We start from the raw sequence: 22,515 nt of genomic DNA on the forward strand, positions 1-22,515 counted from the left end.
AACCATGAAAAAATTTTCCCTGCTCCTCCTCGCAGTCCTTCTGGCGGGCCTTTTGCGGCCCATCGTGTGCGAATTTTCACAGGCGCTGGGCGCCTCCGGGGGGCCCGAAGAGCTCCCCGTGGAGGCCGGCGACCTCACCCCGCAGGACAGCGGGGAGAAGCCCGTGGACGGCGGCCGCATCTTTTTCGGCACCATCGGCGAGGCCTCCAATCTCATTTCCTACCTCACCACGGATTCCGCCTCGCACGAAGTGGCGGAACTGCTCTTTGTGGCGCCCCTGCGCTACAACAAGGATCTCGAGCCCGAGCCCTGGGCCGCGGAGCGCTGGAGCATGGAAGACGGCGGCAAGCGCATGCGCTTCACCCTGCGCAAGGGCATCCTGTGGGAGGACGGCACCGAGCTCACGGCCGAGGATGTGGCTTTCACCGTGCGCGTGATCACGGACCCGGCCACGGCCAGCCCCTATGCCGAGGATTTTTCGCGCATCAGGGAACTGCGCGTGGTCGACCGCTACACCTTCGAGGCCGTGTATGACGAGTTTTTCGCGCGCGCCGTGGCCTCGTGGATGAGCCCCATCCTGCCGAAGCACATCCTTGAGGGGCAGAACATCCGCGCGACGCCCTTTGCGCGCAGGCCCGTGGGCGCCGGCCCCTACCGGCTGAAAGCGTGGGACGCCGGCAGCAGCATCACGCTCGCCGCGTCGCCCACCTATTTCGACGGGCGCCCGCATATCGACGAGGCCGTGTACCGCATCATCCCGGACGACGCCACCATGTTCATGGAGACGCGCGCCGGGCGGCTCGACGTGATGAACCTGAGCCCGCTCCAGTACCTGCGCCAGACCTCGGGGCCCGTGTGGGAGCGGGAATTCCACAAATACCGCTATCTCGCCTCGGTATATGTCTTTCTCGGCTTCAACCTGGAGCATCCCTTTTTCAAGGACGTGCGCGTGCGCCGGGCGCTCTCGCTCGCCATCGACCGCCACGCCCTCGTCAAGGGCGTCCTGCTGGGGCAGGGGGTGGCCGCATTCGGCCCCTACAAGCCCGGCTCCTGGGCGGCGCACCCCACGCTCAAGCCTGTTGTCCAGGATGTGGCCGAGGCGAAGCGCCTGCTCGCCGAGGCGGGCTTCACGCCCGGCAAGGACGGGATGCTCAGGCGCGACGGCAGGCCCTTTGCCTTCAGCATCCTCACCAACCAAGGCAATGAGCAGCGCATCCTCACCGCCACCCTCATCCAGAGCCAGTTGCGCGCCATCGGGGTGGACGCGCGCATCCGCACGGTGGAGTGGGCGGCCTTCATCCGCGAATTTGTCAACAAGGGCCGCTTCGACGCCGTCATCCTTGGCTGGACCATCCCGCAGGACCCGGATATTTTCCAGATCTGGCATTCCTCGCAAGCCCATGACGGCGGCCTGAACTTCATCCATTACATGAACCCGCAGGTGGACGGCCTGCTGGAGCAGGCGCGCACCACGCCCGACAGGGCAAAACGCGCCGCCCTCTACGCCCGCGTGCAGGAGATCCTCGCGGACGAGCAGCCCTATTGCTTCCTGTTCGTGCCCTATGCGCTGCCCGTGGTGCAGCGGCGCTTCATGGGCATCGAACCGGCGCTCGCTGGCATCATGTACAATTTTGAAAAGTGGTGGGTGCCCAGGGCCCTCCAGCGGCATGCGCTGGCGCCCTAGGCGCGGGAGACGGGGAAGGCCGTTCAGTGGCTGGCCGCGGTTTTTGCATTGCGCTTCCGCTTTTCAAGCGCTTCCTTAATAAATTTGCCCGTCACGCTCTCCGCGTTGGCGGCGACGCTTTCCGGCTGCCCCGCCGCCACCACGGCGCCCCCGGCCTTGCCGCCGCCCGGGCCCATGTCGATGATGTAGTCGGCGTTGAGCATCATGTCGCGGTCGTGCTCGATGACGACCACGGTGGCCCCTTGGGCGAGCAGCGCCCGGAAGACCTCCAGCAGGCCGCGCACATCCAGCGGATGCAGGCCGATGGTGGGCTCGTCGAAGATGAAGAGCGCGTCCCCCTGGGCGCGGCCCATCTCGCTCGCCAGCTTAAGGCGCTGGGCCTCGCCGCCGGAGAGCTCCGGCGTGCCCTCGCCGAGAGTGAGGTAGCCGATGCCGAGCCGCTGGAGGGTGCGCAGGCGCTCGGCAACCGCTTTCCACGCGCCGCACACCTCGATGGCGGCGTTCACATCCATGGCCATGAGTTCCGGCAGGGACACGCTCGCGCCCGAGGGGAGCGCGTGCCGCGCAAGGTCGGCTTCGCGCGCGTAGCGTGAGCCGCGGCACTCCGGGCAGGGGATGTCCACATCCGGCAGGAACTGCACATCCAGGCTGATGACGCCCGTGCCGTCGCAGGTTGGGCAGCGCAGGGAGCCGGTATTGTAGGAAAAATCCCCGGCTTTCCAGCCGTGCTCGCGCGCCCCGGGCGTGCGCGCAAAAATCTTGCGCAGGGCGTCGTGAATATCGGCATAGGTGGCGATGGTCGAGCGCACATTGACGCCGATGGGCGTGGCATCGATGAGGCGAACGCGCGTGATGCCGCCGGCGTCCAGCTTGCGCACATGCGCGGGCAGGGGCTTGCCAGCGCATACGGCCTCCAGCGCCGGGGCAAGGCTTTCGAGCACAAGGGTTGTCTTGCCCGAGCCGGAAACCCCGGTCACCACGGTGAGCCTGCCCTTGGGGATGTCCACCTCCAGCGGGCGCACGGTATGGATGCCGCCGATGGCGAGGTGGATGGCGCCCTCGGCGAAGAGAGGGGCGTCTGTGCGCGGCCCGTGCTCCGCCACGGGCTCGCCCGCGAGGAAGGGGCCGATGCGCGAGGCCGGGTCCTGCTCGATTTGCGCCACTGTGCCCTGCGCGATGATCCTGCCGCCGGCCGCGCCCGCGCCGGGCCCGAGCTCGATGACCCAGTCCGCGCGCTCGAGCAGCTGGACATCGTGGTCGACAAGCACCACGGAATTGCCGTCGGCCACGAGGTCGCGCATGATGCCGGCCACGCCGGCGAGGTTGGCGGGGTGCAGCCCGATGGAGGGCTCGTCGAGCACATAGAGCACGCCCGTGGTGCGGTTGCGCACCGCCCGGGCGAGCTGCATGCGCTGGCGCTCGCCCGTGGAGAGGCTTGATGCGCTGCGCTCCAGCGCCAGGTAGCCGAGGCCGAGCTCGAGCAGTCGTTTCGCCGCGCCCTCAAAGGCGTCCGCGATGTCGCGGGCCATGGGCCGCAGGGGCTCGGGGAGCCCCGGCGCGATACCGTCCACCCACGGTGCGAGCTCGTCCAGCGGCAGCCGGCAGACGGCATCCAGCCCGAGCCCGCGCAGCCGTGGCGCCCGCGCCGCGTCGGAGAGGCGCGAGCCGCCGCAATCCGGGCATTCCTCCTGCTTGAGGAAGCGCCCCACCCGCTTCATGCCTTTTTCGTCCTTGACCTTGGCAAGCGCGTTTTCCACCGTGTACACGGCATTGTAATAGGTGAAGTCGAGCTCCCCGGCCTGGTTGCTGTTTTTCGGCTTGTAGAAGATGTGCTTCTTGACCGCCGGCCCGTGGAACACGATGTCGCGCTCCTCGGGCGTCAGCTCGCGGAAGGGCACGTCCGTGCGCACGCCCATGGCGCGGCAGACATCCGTCATCAGCGACCACATGAGGCTGTTCCACGGCGCGACGGCGCCTTCGTCGATGGTGAGCGACTCGTCGGGCACAAGGCTCGCCATGTCCACGGTATGCACGGTGCCCGTACCCCCGCAGGTGCGGCAGGCGCCCAGGCTGTTGAAGGAAAGCTCCTCCGCGGAGGGCGCGAAAAAACGGGCCCCGCACTCCGGGCAGGCCAGCTGCCGCTCCGCTGCCACGTCCAGTGTGGGCTCGAGGTAATGGCCGTTAGGGCAGCGGTGGCTTGCCAGCCGCGAGAACATGAGACGCAGGCTGTTGAGGAGCTCAGTGCCGGTGCCGAAGGTGCTGCGCAGGCCGGGCACGCCCGGGCGCTGGTGCAGGGCGAGCGCCGCGGGCACGTAAAAGATCTCCTCCACCTGGGCGCGGGGCGCCTGCGTCATGCGGCGGCGCGTATAGGTGGAGAGTGCTTCCAGATAGCGGCGCGACCCTTCCGCATAGAGCACGCCCAGCGCCAGCGAGGACTTGCCCGAGCCGGAAACGCCCGCGACGCCGACGATGCGGTTGAGCGGCACATCCACGCTGATGTTTTTGAGGTTATGGACGCGCGCCCCGCGGACCTTGATGCAGGCCGGAACCTGCGCTGCTTCGCCGTTCATGTGCTCTTCCTTTTGACCAGCTAGCCCAGGTTCCTGAAACCCTCGATGCCTTTTGCGATGAGGCAATCGGCATAGTCGATCATGGCCTCCATGGGGATGGCCTTGCCGGAAAGTATCCATTGCCGGTACAGGCCGGCCCCGGAATTATAGATAAAACACAGCACGATGTCCTGCCTTTCCCGTGAAAGCGAGGTGAACCAGCGCGAAGTGCACCATGTGCCGCGCACAAGGCGCATCATGAGCCGTGTGCCGATGCGCTGGTAACTGTCGCTGCACACGAGATTGTCATAGTATTTTCCCTGCCTCGTGGAAAATTCGTAGAATTTCCGGGTTATCTCCCTGATATGCTCCGGGGCGGAATATTCCTCGATGGAATGCAGATAGTCCCGGGTGATTTCTTCAAGGATCTCTTCAAAAAGGCTGTCGAGGGAGGAATAATAGACATAAAAGGTCTTGCGCCCGATCTGCGCCTGCGCGCAGAGCGCCGAGACCGTCAGCTGGTCATAACTGCTTTCAGAAACCAGCTTGAGAAAGGCCGCCCTGATGCGCGCCAGCGTTTTTGTGACCCGGAGATCCCTTGGCTTCCCGTCCACGCGCTGCCGCCTTTTCGTAACAGTTTTCGCCAAAATGGCGCATAAGAAACAGTTTGCGCCCCCATGTTGTTGTCGCCGAAACAGCCTGTGGGTTAAGAAGCATATGTTTCCGAACATTGTCAAATTTTGGAGGGAAAATGCCAACCATCTTCATCACGGGGGCTTCATCAGGCATTGGCAAGGCGGCGGCGCGGCTGTTTGCGGAAAAGGGCTGGGAGGTCATCGCCAACATGCGCCACACCGAGAAGGAAGGGAAGGTCGGCGCCCTCCTTTTGCGAGGGGAAACGCTCAGGAGCAAAGGAGAGGCTTGATGAAAAAGGACGTGGTGCTCCTCATGGGGGCCGGCCAGATAGGCATGGCCACCGTGCGCCGAGTCGGCGCCGGAAAGTCGATCATCGTGGGCGACAAAAGAGAGGAAAACGCCCGCTCCATCGCAAAGATCCTCACGGGCGCCGGCTTTGAAGCGCTCCCGCTTGAGGCGGACCTCGCCTCGCGGGAGTCGGTCAAAAACCTCATTGCCGCCGGCGAGGCTCAGGGAGAGATCGCCATGCTGGTCAATGCGGCCGGCCTTTCCCCGAGCCAGGCATCCATCGAGGCGATTTTGCGGGTGGACCTGTACGGCACTGCCGTCCTTCTGGAAGAAGTGGGCAAGGTCATCAGGCCCGGGGGCACTGGCGTCACCATCTCCAGCCAGTCCGGGCACCGGCTGGAGGCCCTGGGCGCGGAAAAGGACGCCCTGCTCGCCGAAACGCCTGCCGAAAAGCTGCTTGAGCTGGATTTTTTGCAGCCCGGGAACATCGCGGACACCTTGCGCGCCTACCAGCTTGCCAAGCGCTGCAATGTCAAGCGCGTCATGGCCGAGGCCGTCACGTGGGGAAAACGCGGAGCGAGGATCAATTCCATCTCGCCCGGCATCATCGTGACCCCGCTCGCCATTGACGAATTCAACGGCCCGCGCGGGGACTTTTACAAGCGGATGTTCGCCTCCTGCCCGGCGGGACGCCCCGGCACGGCGGATGAGGTCGCCAATGTGGCCGAATTGCTGCTGGGACCGCAGGGTTCGTTCATTACCGGGGCGGACTTTCTGGTAGACGGGGGTGCCACGGCGGCATTCTTTTATGGAGACCTTGGGCAGGAGAAGGGATAATGGCCGCACCAGCAGTTCTCATCGCCTACTTCTCTAATGCGGGGCAAAACTATGTTGATGGAAAAATCGTCGAGCTTCCCGTGGGGAATACCGAGGTAGCAGCAGAAAAACTGTCCGAAATCACCGGCGCCCGGCTGGTGCGTATCGAACAGGCGCAAACCTATCCCGGGGACTATCATGAGCTCACGGAAGTTGCCAAAAAGGAGCTCAGGGCCGGTGCAAGGCCGGAATTGAAAAGCGCCGTCCCCGATATGACGGGCGTGGACGTACTTTTCTTGGGCTATCCCAACTGGTGGGGCACCATGCCCATGCCTGTCTGGACCTTTCTGGACGCCATCCCCACAGCGGGCAAAGCCATAGCGCCGTTTTGCACCAATGAGGGCAGCGGCATGGGCCGCAGCGAAAAGGACCTGAGCGCCCTGTGCCCGGCCGCGACCATCCGGGCAGGCTTGCCCATCATCGGCCACAAGGTGCATGAGGCAGAGGCGCTTTTACGCAAATGGGCGCGGGACATCCTCGCGTGACGCAATATCTGCAAATGACGGCAAATACCGCGGTGGCATGAGAGCTGGCGCGAAATCCCCTCAACATCCACAGGAGAAAATCATGAACAACTTCGTCTTCCAGAACCATACCCGCGTTTATTTCGGCAAGGGCGTCGTGGGCAAGTATCTTGCAAAGCTCCTCGAGCCCTATGGCAAGAATGTGCTGCTCGCCTATGGCGGCGGCTCCATCAAAAAAACCGGCGTCTATGACGCAGTGACGGCGGCTGTGCGCGCGGCGGGCAAGACCGTTTTCGACTTTCCGGGCATCATGGCCAACCCCACCAAGGCGAAGGTCGATGAGGGCATCAGGCTCGTCAAGGAAAAGGACATCGACTTCATTCTCGCCGTGGGGGGCGGCTCGACCATCGACTGCGCCAAGGCCATGGCCATCGGCAGCCGCTATGCCGGCGACTGGTGGAACGATTTTTGGCTGAACCAGGGCAACGTCGATTTCGAGCAGCTTCCCCTCGGCGTGGTGCTGACCATTTCCGGCGCCGGCTCCGAATTTGACGGCGGCGGCGTTATCACCAATACGGAAACCAATATCAAGACCGGCCGCATCTACCCGGAGCTTTCGCCCATTTTCTCCCTGCTTGACCCGGACTACACGCTCACCGTGCCGGAACGCCAGGTGCGGGCGACAGCATTCGACACCATGTCGCACCTGATGGAATTTTATTTCTGCAAGCCGGATACAGACAATGTTTCCGACGACCTGCTCGAGGCCCTGCTGCGCGCGCAGATCCGCAATTTCCGCACATCCATGAAGGACCTGAAAGACTATGACGCCCGTTCCAACATCGAATGGATAAGCTCGCTCGCGCTCTGCGGCATCATGGGCCTTGGCAAGCAGCCGGATTTTGACTGCCACAACCTCGAGCACCAGATCGGCGCCTTCACGGACTGCGTCCACGGCGAAGGGCTCGCGGTCATCACGCCGCCCTATTATCGCTGGCTCCTGCCCCATGCGGTGGACCGTTTCGTGCGCTTTGCCGTCAATGTGTGGGGGCTGGCGCCGCAGGGCGATGACAGGGCGCTGGCCGCCGCCGGCGTGGAGGCCCTTGCCGATTTCATCCGCTCTGTCGGGCTGCCCACGACCATGCAGCAGCTTGGCGTGAAGGACATGGCCGAGCTCACGAAGATAGCCCGCTCGGTGCAGACCGTCCCGGGCACCTATTGCAAATGCACGCCGGCCGATGTGGAGGCCATTTTCAAGGCCTGCTGGGAGTAGGGCGGGGCTCAAAACTCCGGCCACGCTTGCGCGACACGCCAAACAGGCATAAGTGTGGGTAAAACCGCAGGAGCGCCTATGGAGACACGGGAACTGGGAAATTCCGGCCTTACGGTCGGCGTGGTGGGCCTTGGCTGCGAGGGGCTGCTGGACAAGGCGCCGGACTACTATGCCAAGGCGCTCGACCTCATGGAAGGCGCCGGCGCCAACTGCATCGACCTCTATTCGCCAAGCCCCGACCTGCGCACCAATCTCGGCCGCGCCATGCGCGGGCGCCGCGAAAAGTTCATCCTGCAGGGCATTTGTGCACCGTCTGGGAAGACGGGCAGTACAAATGCACGCGCGACCTGCAAAAGGTGCGGGCGTCGTTTGATGACCAGCTTAAAAGGCTCGGCACGGACTGGCTCGACATCGGCATGATCCACTATGTGGATTCGCTGGCCAACTGGAAAAAGGTGGAGGAGGGCGGCATCCTCGATTATGCGCTCGGGCTCAAAAAGCAGGGCGTCATCCGCGCCCTGGGACTTTCCAGCCATAATCCCAAGGTGGCGCTCAAGGCGGTGGAGGAGGGCGCCATCAAGGTGCTCATGTTTTCCGTCAATCCCTGTTATGACCTCCAGCCGGCGGACGAAGACGTGGAGCAGCTCTGGAACCGGGAAAAGTACAAGCAGCCCCTCACCAACATGGACGCCGACCGCGCCCGGCTGTACGAAACCTGCATGGAACGCGGCGTGGGCATCACCGTGATGAAGGCCTTTGGCGGCGGCGACCTCTTGCATGCCGAGCGCTCCCTCGCCGGCGTGGCGCTCACCGCGCACCAGGCCATCGCCTATGCCCTGGACAGGCCGGCCGTGGCCTGCGTGCTCGCCGGGGCCCGCAGCCTCGGGGAGCTTGAGGAATGCCTCAGTTACGGCGCGCCCGGGAGCGGGGGGAGTGACTATGCCGATGTCCTCGCCCGCTTCCCGCGCATCAGCTGGAAAGGGCACTGCATGTATTGCGGGCATTGCGCCCCGTGCACGGAATACATCGACATCGCCATGGTCATCAAGCTCCTCAACCTGGCCTGTGCGCAAAACGAGGTGCCCGAAACGGTGCGCGAGCATTACCGCGCATTGCCGGCCCGGGCCGATGCGTGCAGCCAATGCGGCGTTTGCGAAACGCGCTGCCCCTTTGAGGTAAAGATCCGCGAGCAGATGGCCCGCGCACGGGAAGTCTTTTCCTGAGCTTCGCCGCGTCGCCGGGGGGTTTCCTTTTCGCGCGAGTGACAGACATACAGAACCAAGATGCTTCAACCATAAAAAGGTGGAGGACAGGTAGATGAAACTCCTTTCCCGCAGAACTTTCGTTCAGGGCGCCGCCCTCTCCCTGGGCGCCGCCGCCCTTGCGCCGGGCCTCAGCCTTGGGGCGCAGAAGCAGGATGCCGCGGCTTCGCCGCAAAAGACCCCGGTCACAGGCTCCAAGAAAGTCACTGCGGCGCAGGCGCCGGGCTCGGTCGCCAAGGTGTATTTTTCGCCCGTCATTGATGAAGCGAGCCTTATCAAGCTGTATAATCTCGTCAATGAGGGCATTTACGGCAAGGTCGCCATCAAGGTGCACACGGGCGAGCCCAACGGCCCCAACATCCTGCCGCGCGAGCTCGTGGCCGCCCTGCAAAAGACCATCCCGGACAGCGCCATCGTGGAGACCAACACCCTCTATGAGGGCGGCCGCTACACCACCGAAGGCCACAGGAAAACGCTTGAGGTCAATGGCTGGACCTTCTGCCCCGTGGATATTCTCGATGAAAAGGGCGATGTCAGCCTGCCCGTGCGGGACGGTTTCCACCTGAAAGAGGTGGCCATGGGCAAGGGCATCACCGACTATGACTCCATGCTCGTGCTCACGCATTTCAAGGGCCATTCGAGCGGCGGCTTTGGCGGCTCCATGAAGAATATCGCCATCGGCTGCGCCTCCGGGCAGCTGGGCAAACGCCAGGTGCACGGCACCAACCTCGAGGGCAAGCCCGAGTTCAGCACATCCGCCAAAAAAGAACTCTTCATGGAGCTGATGGCCGATTCCGCCAAGGCCGTAATCGACCATTTCGGCAAGCATATCACCTATATAAACGTCCTGCGCAACATCAGCGTGGATTGCGATTGCGCCGGCACCCGCGCCCACGCGCCCACCATGAAGGATATCGGCATCCTGGCTTCCAATGACCTGCTCGCCATTGACCAGGCCGCGTGTGACCTCGTTTTTGCCGCGCCGGACAGCAAGGACGTTATCGAAAGAATCGAGAGCCGCCACGGCTTGCGGCAGCTTTCGGCCATGCGCGAAAAAAAGATGGGCAATCCGCAATACGAACTGATCACCGTTGAGTGAGCCCGGCGCAGGCCGGTCGGTCACATGAGGGATGGCGTTCGCCGGGGCATTCCCCGGTGGGCGCGCCCCTCTCCTCGCTTGATGCCCCTGCAAAATTTGATTAAAAAACCCTCTGGACTAGTGGCCCGCTTTGCCCATATGGCCGCGGCAGAGGCCGCCACCGGGGCATGGGCGCCCAGCGGGCCGGCGCTTTTCCTGTAACGAACGCAACTTCAGTATCCCGTGGAGAACTGCCATGGATTGGTTGGTGCACATCTTCAGGGCCAACCCCGTCATCCCCATTTTCTTGACGCTCAGCATCGGCTTCTGGCTCGGACAACTCAAATACAAGTCGTTCACCCTTGGCCCGGTGGCGGCCACCCTGCTGGTGGGCGTGGTCATCGGGCAGATGCAGATCCAGATCCCGGAGATCGTGCGTTCCATCTTCTTCATGCTGTTCCTGTTTTCCATCGGCTACAGCGTGGGGCCGCAGTTTTTCATGGCCTTCAAGGGACATGGCCTCAAGCAGGTGGCCTTTGCGCTCTTGGAGGCTGTCATCTGCGCCACAACGGTCATCGTGGCCGCGCGTATCATGGGCTATGACATGGGCGTGGCGGCGGGCCTCTTCGCCGGCTCGCAGACGGCCTCCGGCTCCCTCGGGCTCACCACCGAGACCATCCGCGGCCTCATGATGGATGCTGACAAAAAAGATTTTCTCCTGTCAATGATCCCGGCGAGTTATGCCGTGACCTATGTTTTCGGCACCATCGGCTCGGCGTGGTTCCTTTCCAATATCGGGCCCATGCTCCTTGGGGGCATGACCAAGGTGCGCAAGGAGATTGAGGAGATCGAGGCCGCCATGGAGGACGGCGAATTCCAGGCCGAGCCCGGCTACATGCTGGCCGAGCGGGCCGTGTCCTTCCGCGCCTACCGCGCGGAGAGCGCCTTTTTTGACCGCCCGCGCACCGTGGCCGAAATCGAGAAGGAATTTGCGGACAGGGGCTTGCGCCTCTTTGTGGATCGGTTGCGCATCAGGGGGGAGATCCACGACCCCGCCCCTGCGCTCCGTGTGCGCAAGGGGGATATCGTTGTCCTCAGCGGGCGCCGTGAGGTCATCGTTGACGACGGTCAGGCTATCGGCCCCGAAGTGGCCGATCATGAGCTCCTGAGCTTTGGCGTGGAGAACCTGCCCGTCACCATCGCGCAGGGCAAGGTGGCGAAGATGACTTTCGGCGAGCTCAGGCAGCAGCCCTTCATGAAGGGCGTGGTGGTGCGCAGCCTGACCCGCAACGGCGTGTCGCTGCCCGGGCGCTCGCGGACGCGGCTCCAGCGCGGGGATGTCATGACCCTCGTGGGCCTGCCCGGGGATGTGGCCGAGGCCGTGCAGGAGATCGGCTATTCCGACCGCCATACCCAGGCCACGGACATGATCTTTTTGGGCTTCGGCGTGGCGCTCGGCTGTTTTGTGGGCGCCCTAAGCGTGAAGATCGGCGGGGTGCCCGTCTCCATCAGTACCAGCGGCGGCACCTTGCTCTCGGGCCTTTTCCTGGGCTGGCTGCGCAACCGGCGCCCGTCCTTTGGCCGGATACCTTCGCCGGTCATCTGGCTGTTTGACAAGCTCGGGCTCAACATGTTCATTGCCGTCATCGGGCTCACGTCCGGCGCGACCTTCATCCACGCGCTCAAGGAATTCGGTGTGGGCCTTTTCGTCACGGGCATCGTCTGCACCCTGCTGGCCCTGACCATCAACATCTTCATCGCCCGCAAGATTTTCCGCTTCACCGCGCCGGAGACACTGGGCTGCGTGGCCGGCGCCCGCTGCGGCGTGGCCTCCATCGGCGCCATTCAGGACGCCCTTGACAGCAACCTGCCGGCCATCGGCTACAGCGTCACCTATGCGGTGGCCAATCTCGTGCTCGTCTTCTCGAGCCTGCTTGTGCTGGCATTTGCATAAGAAAAGCGCGTTCCCTGAGGGGAGCGCGCTCGTGGTTTCCTCGAGGAAAGCGCCCCGCATGCGGGGCGTTTCTTCATATCTTATGCGCTTCAGGCTTCGGCCCTGGTCTTGGCGGCCTTGATGAATTCCCGGAAGAGGGGATGCGCCTGCATGGGGCGCGACTTGAACTCGGGATGGAACTGGCAGCCCAGAAACCACGGATGATCGGGCAGCTCCACGATTTCCACCAGCGAGTCATCGGGCGCGGTGCCGCTGAAAATCATGCCCTTTTCGCCGAGCGTATCCTTAAAGTCATTGTTGAACTCATAGCGGTGGCGGTGGCGCTCGTCTGCCATGTCCGTGCCGTAGGCGTCATGCGCCCGGCTGCCCGGCAGCAGCTTGCACGGGTAGGAGCCGAGGCGCATGGTGCCGCCCTTGTCGCTCCCGTCATCCCGGCGTTCCACATTATGCGTGCGGAAATCGAACCACTCCTTCATCAGGTAGATGACCTTTTGCGGCGAGAGGGGGTTAAACTCCTCGGAATTGGCTTCGGGGAGGCCGGCCACATTGCGCGCAAACTCGATGACCGCGCATTGCATGCCGAGGCAGATGCCGAAAAACGGCACCTTGTTTTCGCGCGCGTACTGGATGGCCGCGATCTTGCCCTCCACGCCGCGATAGCCGAAGCCGCCCGGCACCAGGATGCCGTCACAGCCGGCAAAGACCTCGGCGGCGTTTTCCGGGGTGACATTCTCGCTGTTCACATAGCGCAGCTCAACGGCCACGCGGTTGGCGACGCCGCCGTGCATCAGCGCCTCGTGCAGGCTCTTGTAGGCTTCCTTCAGGTCCACATACTTGCCCACGATGGCGATGGTCACCTTGCCGCGGGGATTGGCGCTGTCATGGATGAGGCGCTCCCATGCTTCAAGGTGGGCGTTGCGCGCGGGCAGGCGCAGCATGATGGCAACCTTCTGGTCAAAGCCCTCCTCGTAGAACTTGAGCGGCACCTCGTAAATATTGTCCACATCCACCGAGGAAAACACGGCGTCCTCGTCCACATTGCAGAACAGGGCGATCTTTTTGCGCATTTCCTGCGGGATGCTCTGCTCGCAGCGGCACAGGATGATGTCCGGCTGGATGCCGATGGACAAAAGCTCCTTGACGCTGTGCTGGGTGGGCTTGGTCTTGTGCTCGCCCGCGCAGCGCAGGTAGGGCACGAGGGTGAGGTGGATGTTGAGGCAGTTGTCGCGCCCGAGCTCGGAGCGCAGCTGGCGGATGGCCTCGAGGAAGGGCAGGCCCTCGATGTCGCCCACCGTGCCGCCGATCTCGATGATGGCCACGTCCGGCGCGTCGGGCCCCTCGGCGAGCGAGAGCACCGTCTGCTTGATCTCGTCCGTGATGTGCGGGATGACCTGCACCGTGGCGCCGAGATAGTCGCCCCGCCGCTCCTTGGCGATGACATGGTTGTAGATGGCGCCCGAGGTGGTGTTGTTCTTCCGCGACATGGGCACATCGAGATAACGCTCGTAGTGGCCGAGGTCGAGGTCGGTCTCCGCGCCGTCGTCGGTGACGAAGACCTCGCCGTGCTGAAAGGGATTCATGGTGCCCGGGTCCACATTGATGTAGGGGTCGAGCTTCTGGATGGTGACATCCAGCCCGCGCGCCTTGAGCAGGGCGCCCAGTGAGGCCGCCGCCAGCCCCTTGCCCAATGAGGAAAGCACGCCGCCCGTCACGAAGATGAACTTGGTTTTCATGGCACCCCCTTGGCACTGCCGCGCGCGGCGGCATATCGCTCAACCGGGGAAGAATAAACCATGTCGCGCGCCTTGGCTAGTCATTTTGCCGGTCCGCCGGCTGGCGGGGGTGCGATTGCGAGCTTCGCCGGACGAAGATGTGGGCGACGCCGATATGGGTAACATGCAAGACAAAACTTGCCCCCAAAGTTGCCCCCTTTTAGTGGCTGCCAACGATTCTTAGCGCAAACCAATGGGCGACAAAAGCAGAAAAACCCGCTCTGCTCAAGGCATTGCGGGCTTTCTTGAACCGTGTTGAGAACTTTCTTGGTGGAGGCGGGGGGAGTCGAACCCCCGTCCGCGAACACTCCGCGCGAAGCGTCTACAGGCATAGATCAGGTTTGAATCTGACCGTGCTGGTGGCCCCTGATCAGGCGCAGCACGGCGGGCTCGCCGGTGACAATCTCGCGGAAAACCCCGGTGAACACCAGTTTCCGCCAGCCTGATAAGTGTCGCCCGGAGGGAATATCAGGCGTCCTCCCCCCGGACGTGACCGGCTATGCGGTCAGGTTGCCGCGCTGACTAGGCAGCGTAGGCGTAGTCGTAATCGTTGTTGGCAATTACTGTTTTGCCGCTTTTTACGAGGCCAGCGGCGCCTCGGCCTGCAACTCCGGTTTCCATATCCACGTCGAAACCAGTGCGCCCCCGTGCCGTGCACAATAGGGACTTAATGCCCGCCTGGCAAGCTCAGCGGACATAAAAATGTGAGAGCGCCCCCTTGAGGCACATGTGGTAGCGGCCGAGCAGGGGCTCCTCGTCGCTGTCGGCGCCGGCCTCCATGGCCGCATGCGCCCGCCGGGCCACCGCGATGCCGTGGGTGAGCAGGGCGAGGCGCGCGAGCTCCCGAAAACGCTGGTGGAGCTGCGGCTGGCGGGAAAAGATGGCGCAGACCTTGTCCGCGTCGTCATCCTCGCCCTCCACCACGAGCTTGCCCTCCGGCGAGAGGAAGATGTGCAGCCTGTGGTCCGGCGTAAATTTTTCTTTTTCAAACTGGCGCTCGAGCAGCGAAACGAAGGTCTCTTGCAGGCCGTCGAGCTGTTCTTCAAGTTCCGGAAGAAGTTCCGCGCTTTGGTTCATGAATTCCCGCAGGCGGGCCTTGACGGGATCTGGAGAGGCTGGGGGGAGGCAGTCGGGGATGGCGGAGCGGGCTTGGGCGGTGAGCGGTGTATCGCTGTTCCTCAAGTGTACCATCTCCGCAAGGTGGTTCCGGCTTTCGCTATTCACAACATCCTCCAGGGCAGGTATCGCATGGGGTTTGCCCTCCGGGAGCCCGGAAACCCTGCTTTTGCGCGGGGCGGCCGAATTTTCCTCGGGGTGGCAACGCCCGTGAGAAAGCAAAAGCAATGCCAAAAATGCGTCTGGATCTCTCTTAGCAGAAAATTTCTAGAAAATATCGTGAAAAAATGGAGGAAAGTGCTTGAAATCAAGTTCCCGAGCGCCCGGGGAGAGATGGAGAGGCTAGGCTTCGGCGTCTTTTTGACGGGGAGGACAGCTGGATTTTGCCGGCCCGCTCCCTCTGGCAGGCAAAAATTTCCAGTCGCCGGCAGGGGGACGTTTCACTCAAGAAGGGAATGCGCCACGGCCTCGCCCTGGCTGCCACCGCCAGCCATGCGGGCGAGCTCCTGGCGGCGCCCTTCCGCATCCAGCGGGGCACAGAGGGTATAGGTGGCCGCATCGCGCACCACCTTGCTGATCTGGAAGTGCCGCTCAGCGCGGGCCGCGAGCTGCGGCCAGTGGGTGATGAGCAGCATCTGGTGACTGTCCGCGAGGGCTACCAGCCTGTCCGCCAGCTTGTTGAGGGTCATGCCGCCCACGCCCGCATCCACCTCATCAAAAATATAGGTGGCGTCTCCCTGGTCGGTGCGCAGCCCCGCCAGGGCCAGCAGGAAGCGGGAGAGCTCGCCGCCCGAAGCGATTCGGTCGAGCGGCTGCGCCGGCTGGCCCGGGTTGGGCGCCCAGAGGAGGCGCCCGCGCTCGTCGTTGATGCCGGGCCAGAGCTCATGGGGGGTGAATTCCGGGATGACCCGCGCCCCTTCGGAAAAGCCGAGCCCGCGCAACTGCTCCTCCAGATTTTTGGCAAGCCCGGTGGCTGCCTCCCGGCGCAGGGGCACGATACGCGCCACAACGGCGCCAAGCTCTTGCACAAGCCGGGCTTCCTCCTTGTTCAGGCGCGAAAGATCGAGCGAGCAGACATCGAGGAAGGAAAGGTTTTCGACAATCTCCTCGCGCATGGCGAGGATTTCGGGGAGTGTGCGCTTCAGCTTGCGCTTGAGCTGCGCCAGGAGGAAGAGGCGTTCCTCCACCTTGTCGAGGTCCACGTCAGTGTCGACCGCGGGCTGGCGGCGCAGCTCCCCGGAGAGGTGCGAAAGCTCCTGGCGCAAGGCGGCCGCAGCCTCGGCGGCGGCCACGGAGCGGTCATCGCCCTCGCGGCCCATGCGCTGGGCGAGGCGCTCGAATTCCGCCAGCAGGTCAAGCAGGCCCGGGCCGTCCTCGCCATGCAGGAGCAGCAGGGCGCGTTCTCCCTCCTCGCGCCTTGCCTCCGCGTCGCGCGCCTGTGCGCGCTGGGCTTCAAGCCGCTCCTCCTCGCCCTCCTGCGGCGCCACCTTGTCGATCTCCTGCTGCTGCATTTCCAGAAGGTCGCGGCGCTCGGCAAGGCCCTCCTGCCGGGCGCGCAGGGTATCCCGTTCTTCCGCAAGGGCGCGCAGTTGCGCGACGAGCCTGTCCCGTTCCTCGAGCAGGGCCGGCTCCGGGAAGGCATCATCAAACAACCGGGCCTGGAAGGCCGGCTGGAGGAGCTTCTGCTGCGCGTGCTGGCTCGTATGGCTCACGAGGCGGCTGCGCAGCTCGCGCAGGCTCTCCTGCGAGCTCAGGGCATCGTTGATATAGAGGCGGCTGCGGCCACTTTCCGCCGCCAGTTCGCGCCGCAAGACCAAGTCCCCGTCTTCCAGCGCGAAGAGCGCCTCCACTTGCGCCCGCTCGGCGCCCGGCCGCACCATGTCCGCGCCAAGCCTGTCGCCCAGCAGAAAGCCCAGGGCCTTGAGGATAAAGCTTTTCCCGGCGCCGGTCTCGCCCGTGAGCACATTGATGCCGCGGGCGAATTCCAGCTCCATGTCCTCGATGAGGGCCAGGTTGCGGATGCGCAGATATTCCAGCATAGGTTCACCCGAAAATACGTTGCCCGGGGCGGCACGGCTGCCCGGCGCGTCCCTGCCTATTGCGAGAGGCGCGGGTCCAGCAGGTCGCGCAGGCTTTCGCCCACCAGGTTGTAGCCCAGCACCGTGAGCAGGATGGCGAGGCCCGGATAGACGGAAAGCCAGGGCGCCGTCTCGATGGTGGCCTTGCCCTCCATGAGCATGTTGCCCCAGCTGGGCATCGGCGGCTGCACGCCCAGGCCGAGAAAGCTCAGGCTCGACTCCACGAGGATGGCGCCCGCGATGCCAAGGGTCGCCGTGATGAGCACCGGCGCCAGCGCATTGGGCAGGATATGCCGCATCAGGATATGCGGCGTGGAGGTGCCGGCCAGCCGGGCCGCGGCCACAAATTCGCGCTCGCGCAGGCTCAGGGTCTCGGCGCGCACCAGGCGGCACACGCCCATCCATGAGGTCAGGCCGATGACAATCATGATATTGGTAAGGCTCGGCTCCAGAAAGGCAATGACCGCCAGGATGAGAAAAAAGGAGGGGAAGCAGAGCATGATGTCCACGAGGCGCATGACGGCTTCGTCCACCCAGCGGCGAAAATAGCCGCTGATGAGCCCGAGCGTGGTGCCGATGCTCACGGAGATGCCCACCGCCACGAAGCCCACCCACAGCGAGACGCGGCCGCCATAGAGCAGGCGCGAGAGAATGTCACGCCCAAGGCGGTCGGTGCCGAGCCAGAATTCCGCCGAAGGCGCCTCGAGCACATGGTCGAGATGTTCGGCGTCGGGCGGGTAGGGCGCGAGCCATGGCGCCCCGAGCGCGGCCAGCGACATGAAGATCACGATGCCGAGCCCGAGGGCCAGCATGCCATTGCGCCCGAGAAAGCGGCGCACGGAGGCGCACATCATTGGCCGCCTCCGCTGCGGATGCGGGGGTCGGCGAGGCCGTAAAAGAGGTCGGCCAGAAGGTTGCCCGCCAGCGTGAGCACCGCGCCGAGCACAAGGTTGCCCATGATCATGGTGTAGTCGCGCGCCATGACCGCGCTGTAAAAAAGCTGCCCGAGCCCGGGCAGGGCGAAGATGGACTCGATGATGACGCTGCCGCCGATGAGCCCGGGCACGGAGAGCCCGAGGAGGGTGATGACGGGCAGAAGCGCGTTGCGCAGGGCATGGCGCAGGATGACCTGCCGCGGCGAGAGTCCCTTGGCCCGGGCGGTCAGGATATAGTCCTGCCGCAGCACCTCCAGCATGCAGGCGCGCATATAGCGGGACATGCCGGCGAGCGAGCCCACGGTATACACCGTGATGGGGAGCACCAGATGGCGCGCGAGGTCGCAAAACTTGCCCCAGGGGCCCAACCGCGCATAGTCCATGGAAGTGAGCCCGGAAATGGGGAGCCACTGGAGGTCGATGCCGAACCAGAGCATGAGCAGGAGCGCCAGCCAGAAGGAGGGCATGGCGAAGCCCAGAAAGACGAGCACCGTGACCGTCCGGTCGAGCAGGGAATTGCGCCGGCATGCGGAGAGGATCCCCACGGGAATGGCGATGAGCAGGGTGAGCACCAGCGAAATGGCGTTCATGGAGACGGTCAGCGGCAGGCGCTCGAAAATCTTGTCGAGCACGGGCCGCGCGTCCGCGGACATGGAATTGCCGAAATCGCCGTGCAGAAGCCGGCCGAGCCAGTCGAAATACTGGACGTGCAGGGGCTTGTCGAGGCCGTAGAGCGCCTCGAGCTGCTGGCGCGCCGCCGCGCCGGCGAGCGGGTTGAGCGTGGTCTCCATATCCGTGGGCGAGCCAGGCGCGAGGTGGATGACCCAGAAGGAAATGAGCGTGATGCCCCAGAGCACGAGGAGCATCCAGAGCAGTTTTCTCCCGAGCCGCAGCAGGGCGGCAAAAAGCGGCGTGCCGGGCAGCATCGCCGGGGTGAGGGCAGGGGAGAGCGGTCCGTTCATGCGGCGAACATGGGGCAACCACGCGTGCAGCGCGGGCGCCCGTTCAGGCGGTGCGCGTCATCCATTGGCCCATGTCGGCCACTTCCTTCGGCCATTGCGGCGAGAGCCGCAACTTGAGGAAGCGCGCGTAGAGGCCGTCCAGGAGCGCCATGCAGGTTTCCATGAGGTAGATCTTTTCAAGGAGCAGGGCGTCCGGATCGTCATCGGCGTCGCCCTTGTCGAGCTTGGGGGTGCGCAGGCTTGCGATGGAAAAATCCTCGGCCCGGAGGGTGAACTGGAAGGCCATGTCATCTTTTTCAAGGCGGATGAGCGCCCGCGTGACCTTTTTGCCGGTGCCGAGGCCGAAGCGCGCCTCGCGCAGGGGCGAGAGAGAGCCCGAGACCGAGGCCGTCTCGCGCGCGTCGCCCTGGCCGCCGGCCACCACGATGCGCTGCTCCATGGAGACGGCGAAGGGCTGGCCGTGGATGTCGGTAAAGGCGCCGGGCGCGGTGTCGCTCTGGTACCAGAGCCAGGTGAGAAATTCCTGCCCGAGGATGGCGTCGGTCGAATCGGAGGACGGCAAGGTCATCATCTCCTCCCTATGCGTCCTGGGACGCGAATTCCGTGGCCTCCAGCCGGTCAAGGCGGAGCAGGGCGTCCTCGTCGAGCATGCCGACGGCCAGGGTATAGGGCGTCAGCTGGTCAAGGCGCAGGTCAAAGGTCTGGAGGAACTCCTCCATGAAGAGGTCGATCATGCCGCTTTGGGTGGAGGCGAACCAGACCTCGTTTTTCTCCAAAAGCCAGATGACATTGAATTCACCCGGCACCGGCAAAAAACGCTGCCGGAGCCGGAGATGCACCCGTTCCTTGATTTCTTTTTTGCGGTCGCCGGAAATGAAGTTCTTGCCGCGGGCGCGCTGCTCAGCCAATTCCTGCCGCAAGGCAAGCGCCACATATTTGCGGATGACGGCAGCCGGTATCCGGCGATTGTCAACACGAAGGGAAAAGACGAGATAGTTGCCTTTTTGCGCGGGGGCTTCGTTCCATTCGGTATCGAGAAAATCCTCAAAGCTGACCCAGCCTTGGGCGTGCATTTCCGGCAGGTCGTCGATATCGACGATGGCATGTTTGCGCAGCCGGTCGGGAACTTCGCGGATGAGCTCGTCCGTGACTGGGTCAAGGATGCGAAAACGGGTGAAACTTACGCTGGCGTTGGCAAAACCCATGGGTCTTCCTTTCAAGAGCCTTCCTTAAAAAAGGAGGCAGGATGGCGGTGTGCACGGCCGGGCTCGAGGCAAGTACTCAGGCCCGGCGCCTTCCGGCGCCATGCGAGCAGCCTCAAAATATCCTTTGCGGGCGGCAAGCCGTGCGCCTGTTGTACGTCAGAGGCTCGCTTACGGCAAGGGGCGTTCAGGCGCCCATGGAGCGGACGAAGAGAACCGGCTGTTGGCGGGCAGCAGGGCACCCTCTTCAGGCGCACCTCTCATTGTCCCATAATGATAATTATGTAAACTAATAATGCTGAAAAACCTTTATCCGGCGTAGCCCTTGACGCGCGCCGGCGCTTCGCGCAGCATGGCGCCAGTCATAACCGCATCGGAAAGCTGCATGAAAAATCCCAAAAATCCGCCTGAAGTCAAAACCCCAAACGGCCGACCCAGGCGTTCCGGCTTGTCCGGAGAAGTCACGCGGCCGCCTAGGTCCGGGCGCGTCACAACCAAGATAAACAGTGGCGGTTCCTGTTCAGAGGGCGCCACTGACGGCCTGCGCCTGAATAAGGCCATTGCCGCCTCGGGCCTGTGCGCCCGCCGCAAGGCCGACGAGCTTGTTTTTGCCGGTCGCGTCACGGTGAACGGCATCCCCGAGACCAATCCCGGGCGGCGTGTGCTGCCAGACGACAGAATAGCCGTGGACGGTGAGCCGCTGCGCGTAAGGCAGCAAAACGCCTATCTGCTGCTTCACAAGCCGGTGCGCACGGTTTGCACCCTGAGCGACCCGGAGGGACGCCCCACCGTCATGGACCTGCTGCCGGAAAAGGCCCGGGAGCTGGGCCTTTTCCCCGTGGGCCGACTGGACTATTTTTCGGAAGGGCTGCTCCTGCTCACCAATGACGGCGAACTCGCCCATCGCTTCCTCCACCCGCGGCACCATGTGGACAAGATCTATGAGGTATTGGTGCGCGGCGCCGTGCCGGACTGTCATCTGGAAATCATGCGCAGCGGGATGCGCCTCTCGGACGGCACTCCCCTCCTCCCGGTGGAGGCACGCCGCGTGCCGTCTCCGAACAGGCGGAGCACTCTGCTGCGGCTGGTCCTGCGGCAGGGCGTGAATCGCCAGATCCGCCGCATGTGTGACGACCTTGGCCTTACTATCTTGCGGCTTACGCGCGTGTCCGAAGGAGGGCTCTCCCTGGGCGCGCTCAAGCCGGGGGAGGCACGCTTTCTTGAGTGGGACGAGGTTCGCGCGTTGCGAAAGCGGGCGGGACTTTCGGAAAAACCCTGACGCGCGGCCTTCCCGCGTGACGATCTCGCAGTCTAAGATTATCGAGAGAGGCATCCGCTTGCCGGAAAAAACTGCCACTGAAAAAATCCTCGGGCTCTATACCCTGCTCCTGTTGAGCCCGCGCGCCTGGTCACTCACGGAATTGGCCCGGCACTTCCACTGCATCAAGCCACCATCCTGCGGCTGCTTTCCCGCATCGAGCGCCTGGAAGGCGTTGCTCTTAAAGCGGAACTGCGTCTGGAAGCAGGCCGCTGGCAAAAATGGTATCAACTGGATCGCGCCCCCACCGTGGCCGAGCGCGGGCGCCTCCGGTTCAGCGCGGACGCAATGCGCCTGCTGGCCTTTGCCCGCGACCTGGCCGCGCCCTTTCTTTCCGAGGATATGGGGGTGGCCCTGGACGACAACCTCAGGCGCGCGGCCGCCCTCTCCGCCGATGCGGTACCCGAAGCGGAAACTGCGGTCCCGCTGGTGCAGCCGGCCATGCTCGGCAACATCGACTACGCGCCCTTTGCGCACATCCTGACCTCGCTGCTCCGCGCCATCCGGCAGCGGCTCGTCTGCGAAATCACCTATGCGCGTAAACCGGGCCGTACCTATGAAATGGCCGTCACGCGCCTCGTGAGCGGCCACGGCGCCCTTTACGCCCACGGCTGGAAAGTGACGGACAAGGGCCGCGTGGAGGCGTGCCCCCGCTGTTCTTTGCCGTCCACCGTCTGCTTGACGTGCGCCTTACCCGGCGTACCCATGACCTGCGCAGTCCGGATGAGGAACCTGGCTTTGGGGTGGCTGACGGCCATGTTTTTCCTGTTCGGCTGCACGTCGCCCGGGAGCGCGCCACCTACGCGCGCGAGCGGCTCTTTGGGCCGGCACAACAGATTGAGGAGGCCGGGGACGGTGGCGTCATCCTTACCTTTCTCGCCCGCAGCGACCAAGAACTTTTGGCCTGGGCGCTGAGTCTTGGACGCCATGCGCGCGTGCTAGAGCCCCCAGCCTTGGCCGAAAAAGTGCGGAGCGAGGTTCGTGCCATGCTGCACGAGGACTGATGTTTCGGCATCATGCTTCGCTCATCCTTCTGAGTTCCGCTGATATCCCGCGTACGCTTCCAGC

The 22,515-nt window shown here is 63.9% G+C and carries 20 protein-coding genes and 1 other RNA gene; 11 read left to right on the forward strand and 10 right to left on the reverse strand.

What is annotated here, in order from left to right; all coding sequences use genetic code 11:
* Nucleotides 1–4: 4 nt before the first annotated feature.
* Nucleotides 5–1,684: a peptide-binding protein gene (locus G7Y54_RS03005; RefSeq protein WP_165077108.1), complete on the forward strand. Its 1,680-nt coding sequence runs from the start codon at nucleotides 5–7 to the stop codon at nucleotides 1,682–1,684.
* A gap of 23 nt (nucleotides 1,685–1,707) precedes the next feature.
* Here G7Y54_RS03005 and G7Y54_RS03010 read toward each other — a convergent pair whose 3' ends face one another.
* Both G7Y54_RS03010 and G7Y54_RS03015 read right to left on the reverse strand, forming a co-directional pair.
* Complete coding sequence (locus G7Y54_RS03010) at nucleotides 1,708–4,254, reverse strand: excinuclease ABC subunit UvrA (protein ID WP_165077110.1); 2,547 nt, start codon at nucleotides 4,252–4,254, stop codon at nucleotides 1,708–1,710.
* Nucleotides 4,255–4,274: 20 nt separating this feature from the next.
* A complete protein-coding gene (locus G7Y54_RS03015) occupies nucleotides 4,275–4,847 on the reverse strand; it encodes a helix-turn-helix domain-containing protein (protein ID WP_165077112.1) in 573 nt (190 codons plus the stop codon).
* 137 nt (nucleotides 4,848–4,984) lie between these two features.
* Between G7Y54_RS03015 and G7Y54_RS03020 the strand changes: the two genes are divergently transcribed.
* From G7Y54_RS03020 to aspT, 8 genes are all read left to right on the forward strand, one after another.
* Nucleotides 4,985–5,158 (forward strand): SDR family NAD(P)-dependent oxidoreductase, encoded by a 174-nt coding sequence (locus G7Y54_RS03020; RefSeq protein WP_165077114.1) that lies wholly within the window; start codon nucleotides 4,985–4,987, stop codon nucleotides 5,156–5,158.
* Nucleotides 5,158–5,994 (forward strand): SDR family oxidoreductase, encoded by an 837-nt coding sequence (locus G7Y54_RS03025; RefSeq protein ID WP_165077116.1) that lies wholly within the window; start codon nucleotides 5,158–5,160, stop codon nucleotides 5,992–5,994. The genes G7Y54_RS03020 and G7Y54_RS03025 overlap by 1 nt, the downstream gene beginning before the upstream one ends.
* On the forward strand, nucleotides 5,994–6,518 hold the full coding sequence (locus G7Y54_RS03030; protein ID WP_165077118.1) for a flavodoxin: 525 nt from the start codon (nucleotides 5,994–5,996) through the stop codon (nucleotides 6,516–6,518). Before G7Y54_RS03025 ends, G7Y54_RS03030 begins: the two co-directional genes overlap by 1 nt.
* A gap of 82 nt (nucleotides 6,519–6,600) precedes the next feature.
* Nucleotides 6,601–7,770, forward strand: a complete 1,170-nt coding sequence (locus G7Y54_RS03035) for an iron-containing alcohol dehydrogenase (RefSeq protein WP_165077120.1) — start codon at nucleotides 6,601–6,603, stop codon at nucleotides 7,768–7,770.
* A gap of 78 nt (nucleotides 7,771–7,848) precedes the next feature.
* Complete coding sequence (locus tag G7Y54_RS12460; protein ID WP_206214877.1) at nucleotides 7,849–8,190, forward strand: hypothetical protein; 342 nt, start codon at nucleotides 7,849–7,851, stop codon at nucleotides 8,188–8,190.
* On the forward strand, nucleotides 8,127–8,993 hold the full coding sequence (locus G7Y54_RS03040) for an aldo/keto reductase (RefSeq protein ID WP_206214878.1): 867 nt from the start codon (nucleotides 8,127–8,129) through the stop codon (nucleotides 8,991–8,993). The genes G7Y54_RS12460 and G7Y54_RS03040 overlap by 64 nt, the downstream gene beginning before the upstream one ends.
* 94 nt (nucleotides 8,994–9,087) lie before the next feature.
* The gene (locus tag G7Y54_RS03045) at nucleotides 9,088–10,131 is read left to right on the forward strand and encodes a DUF362 domain-containing protein (protein WP_165077122.1); all 1,044 of its coding nucleotides are present in this window, start codon (nucleotides 9,088–9,090) and stop codon (nucleotides 10,129–10,131) included.
* Between the two features lie 235 nt (nucleotides 10,132–10,366).
* Nucleotides 10,367–12,064 carry an aspartate-alanine antiporter gene (gene aspT, locus G7Y54_RS03050; protein WP_165077124.1) on the forward strand — a complete coding sequence of 566 codons (1,698 nt, stop codon included), beginning with the start codon at nucleotides 10,367–10,369 and terminating at the stop codon, nucleotides 12,062–12,064.
* Between the two features lie 89 nt (nucleotides 12,065–12,153).
* Here the strand turns inward: aspT and G7Y54_RS03055 are convergent, their stop codons facing one another.
* The 8 genes from G7Y54_RS03055 to G7Y54_RS03090 all read right to left on the reverse strand — a co-directional run bounded on the left by G7Y54_RS03055 (nucleotide 12,154) and on the right by G7Y54_RS03090 (nucleotide 20,132).
* A complete protein-coding gene (locus G7Y54_RS03055) occupies nucleotides 12,154–13,797 on the reverse strand; it encodes a CTP synthase (RefSeq protein WP_165077126.1) in 1,644 nt (547 codons plus the stop codon).
* A gap of 307 nt (nucleotides 13,798–14,104) precedes the next feature.
* Nucleotides 14,105–14,483, reverse strand: a transfer-messenger RNA (tmRNA) gene (ssrA, locus tag G7Y54_RS03060).
* 40 nt (nucleotides 14,484–14,523) lie between these two features.
* Entirely contained in the window at nucleotides 14,524–14,913 is a 390-nt protein-coding gene (locus tag G7Y54_RS03065) for a hypothetical protein (protein WP_165077128.1), read from the reverse strand.
* A gap of 479 nt (nucleotides 14,914–15,392) precedes the next feature.
* Entirely contained in the window at nucleotides 15,393–16,991 is a 1,599-nt protein-coding gene (locus tag G7Y54_RS03070) for an AAA family ATPase (protein WP_165077130.1), read from the reverse strand.
* Between the two features lie 56 nt (nucleotides 16,992–17,047).
* Nucleotides 17,048–17,884 carry an ABC transporter permease gene (locus tag G7Y54_RS03075; protein WP_165077132.1) on the reverse strand — a complete coding sequence of 279 codons (837 nt, stop codon included), beginning with the start codon at nucleotides 17,882–17,884 and terminating at the stop codon, nucleotides 17,048–17,050.
* The gene (locus G7Y54_RS03080) at nucleotides 17,881–18,891 is read right to left on the reverse strand and encodes an ABC transporter permease (protein WP_165077968.1); all 1,011 of its coding nucleotides are present in this window, start codon (nucleotides 18,889–18,891) and stop codon (nucleotides 17,881–17,883) included. Before G7Y54_RS03080 ends, G7Y54_RS03075 begins: the two co-directional genes overlap by 4 nt.
* A gap of 79 nt (nucleotides 18,892–18,970) precedes the next feature.
* Nucleotides 18,971–19,495: a hypothetical protein gene (locus G7Y54_RS03085; protein ID WP_165077134.1), complete on the reverse strand. Its 525-nt coding sequence runs from the start codon at nucleotides 19,493–19,495 to the stop codon at nucleotides 18,971–18,973.
* 10 nt (nucleotides 19,496–19,505) lie between these two features.
* Nucleotides 19,506–20,132 (reverse strand): hypothetical protein, encoded by a 627-nt coding sequence (locus G7Y54_RS03090; protein ID WP_165077136.1) that lies wholly within the window; start codon nucleotides 20,130–20,132, stop codon nucleotides 19,506–19,508.
* Between the two features lie 382 nt (nucleotides 20,133–20,514).
* Here G7Y54_RS03090 and G7Y54_RS03095 point away from each other — a divergent pair, with 382 nt between their 5' ends.
* A complete protein-coding gene (locus tag G7Y54_RS03095) occupies nucleotides 20,515–21,408 on the forward strand; it encodes a pseudouridine synthase (protein WP_346773626.1) in 894 nt (297 codons plus the stop codon).
* Between the two features lie 327 nt (nucleotides 21,409–21,735).
* Nucleotides 21,736–22,362, forward strand: a complete 627-nt coding sequence (locus G7Y54_RS12540) for a hypothetical protein (RefSeq protein WP_241159341.1) — start codon at nucleotides 21,736–21,738, stop codon at nucleotides 22,360–22,362.
* The last annotated feature ends 153 nt before the right edge of the window (nucleotides 22,363–22,515 follow it).

Origin of the sequence: Desulfovibrio sp. ZJ746 (genome assembly GCF_011039155.1) — a bacterium.
Classification (GTDB): Bacteria; Desulfobacterota; Desulfovibrionia; order Desulfovibrionales; family Desulfovibrionaceae; genus Desulfovibrio.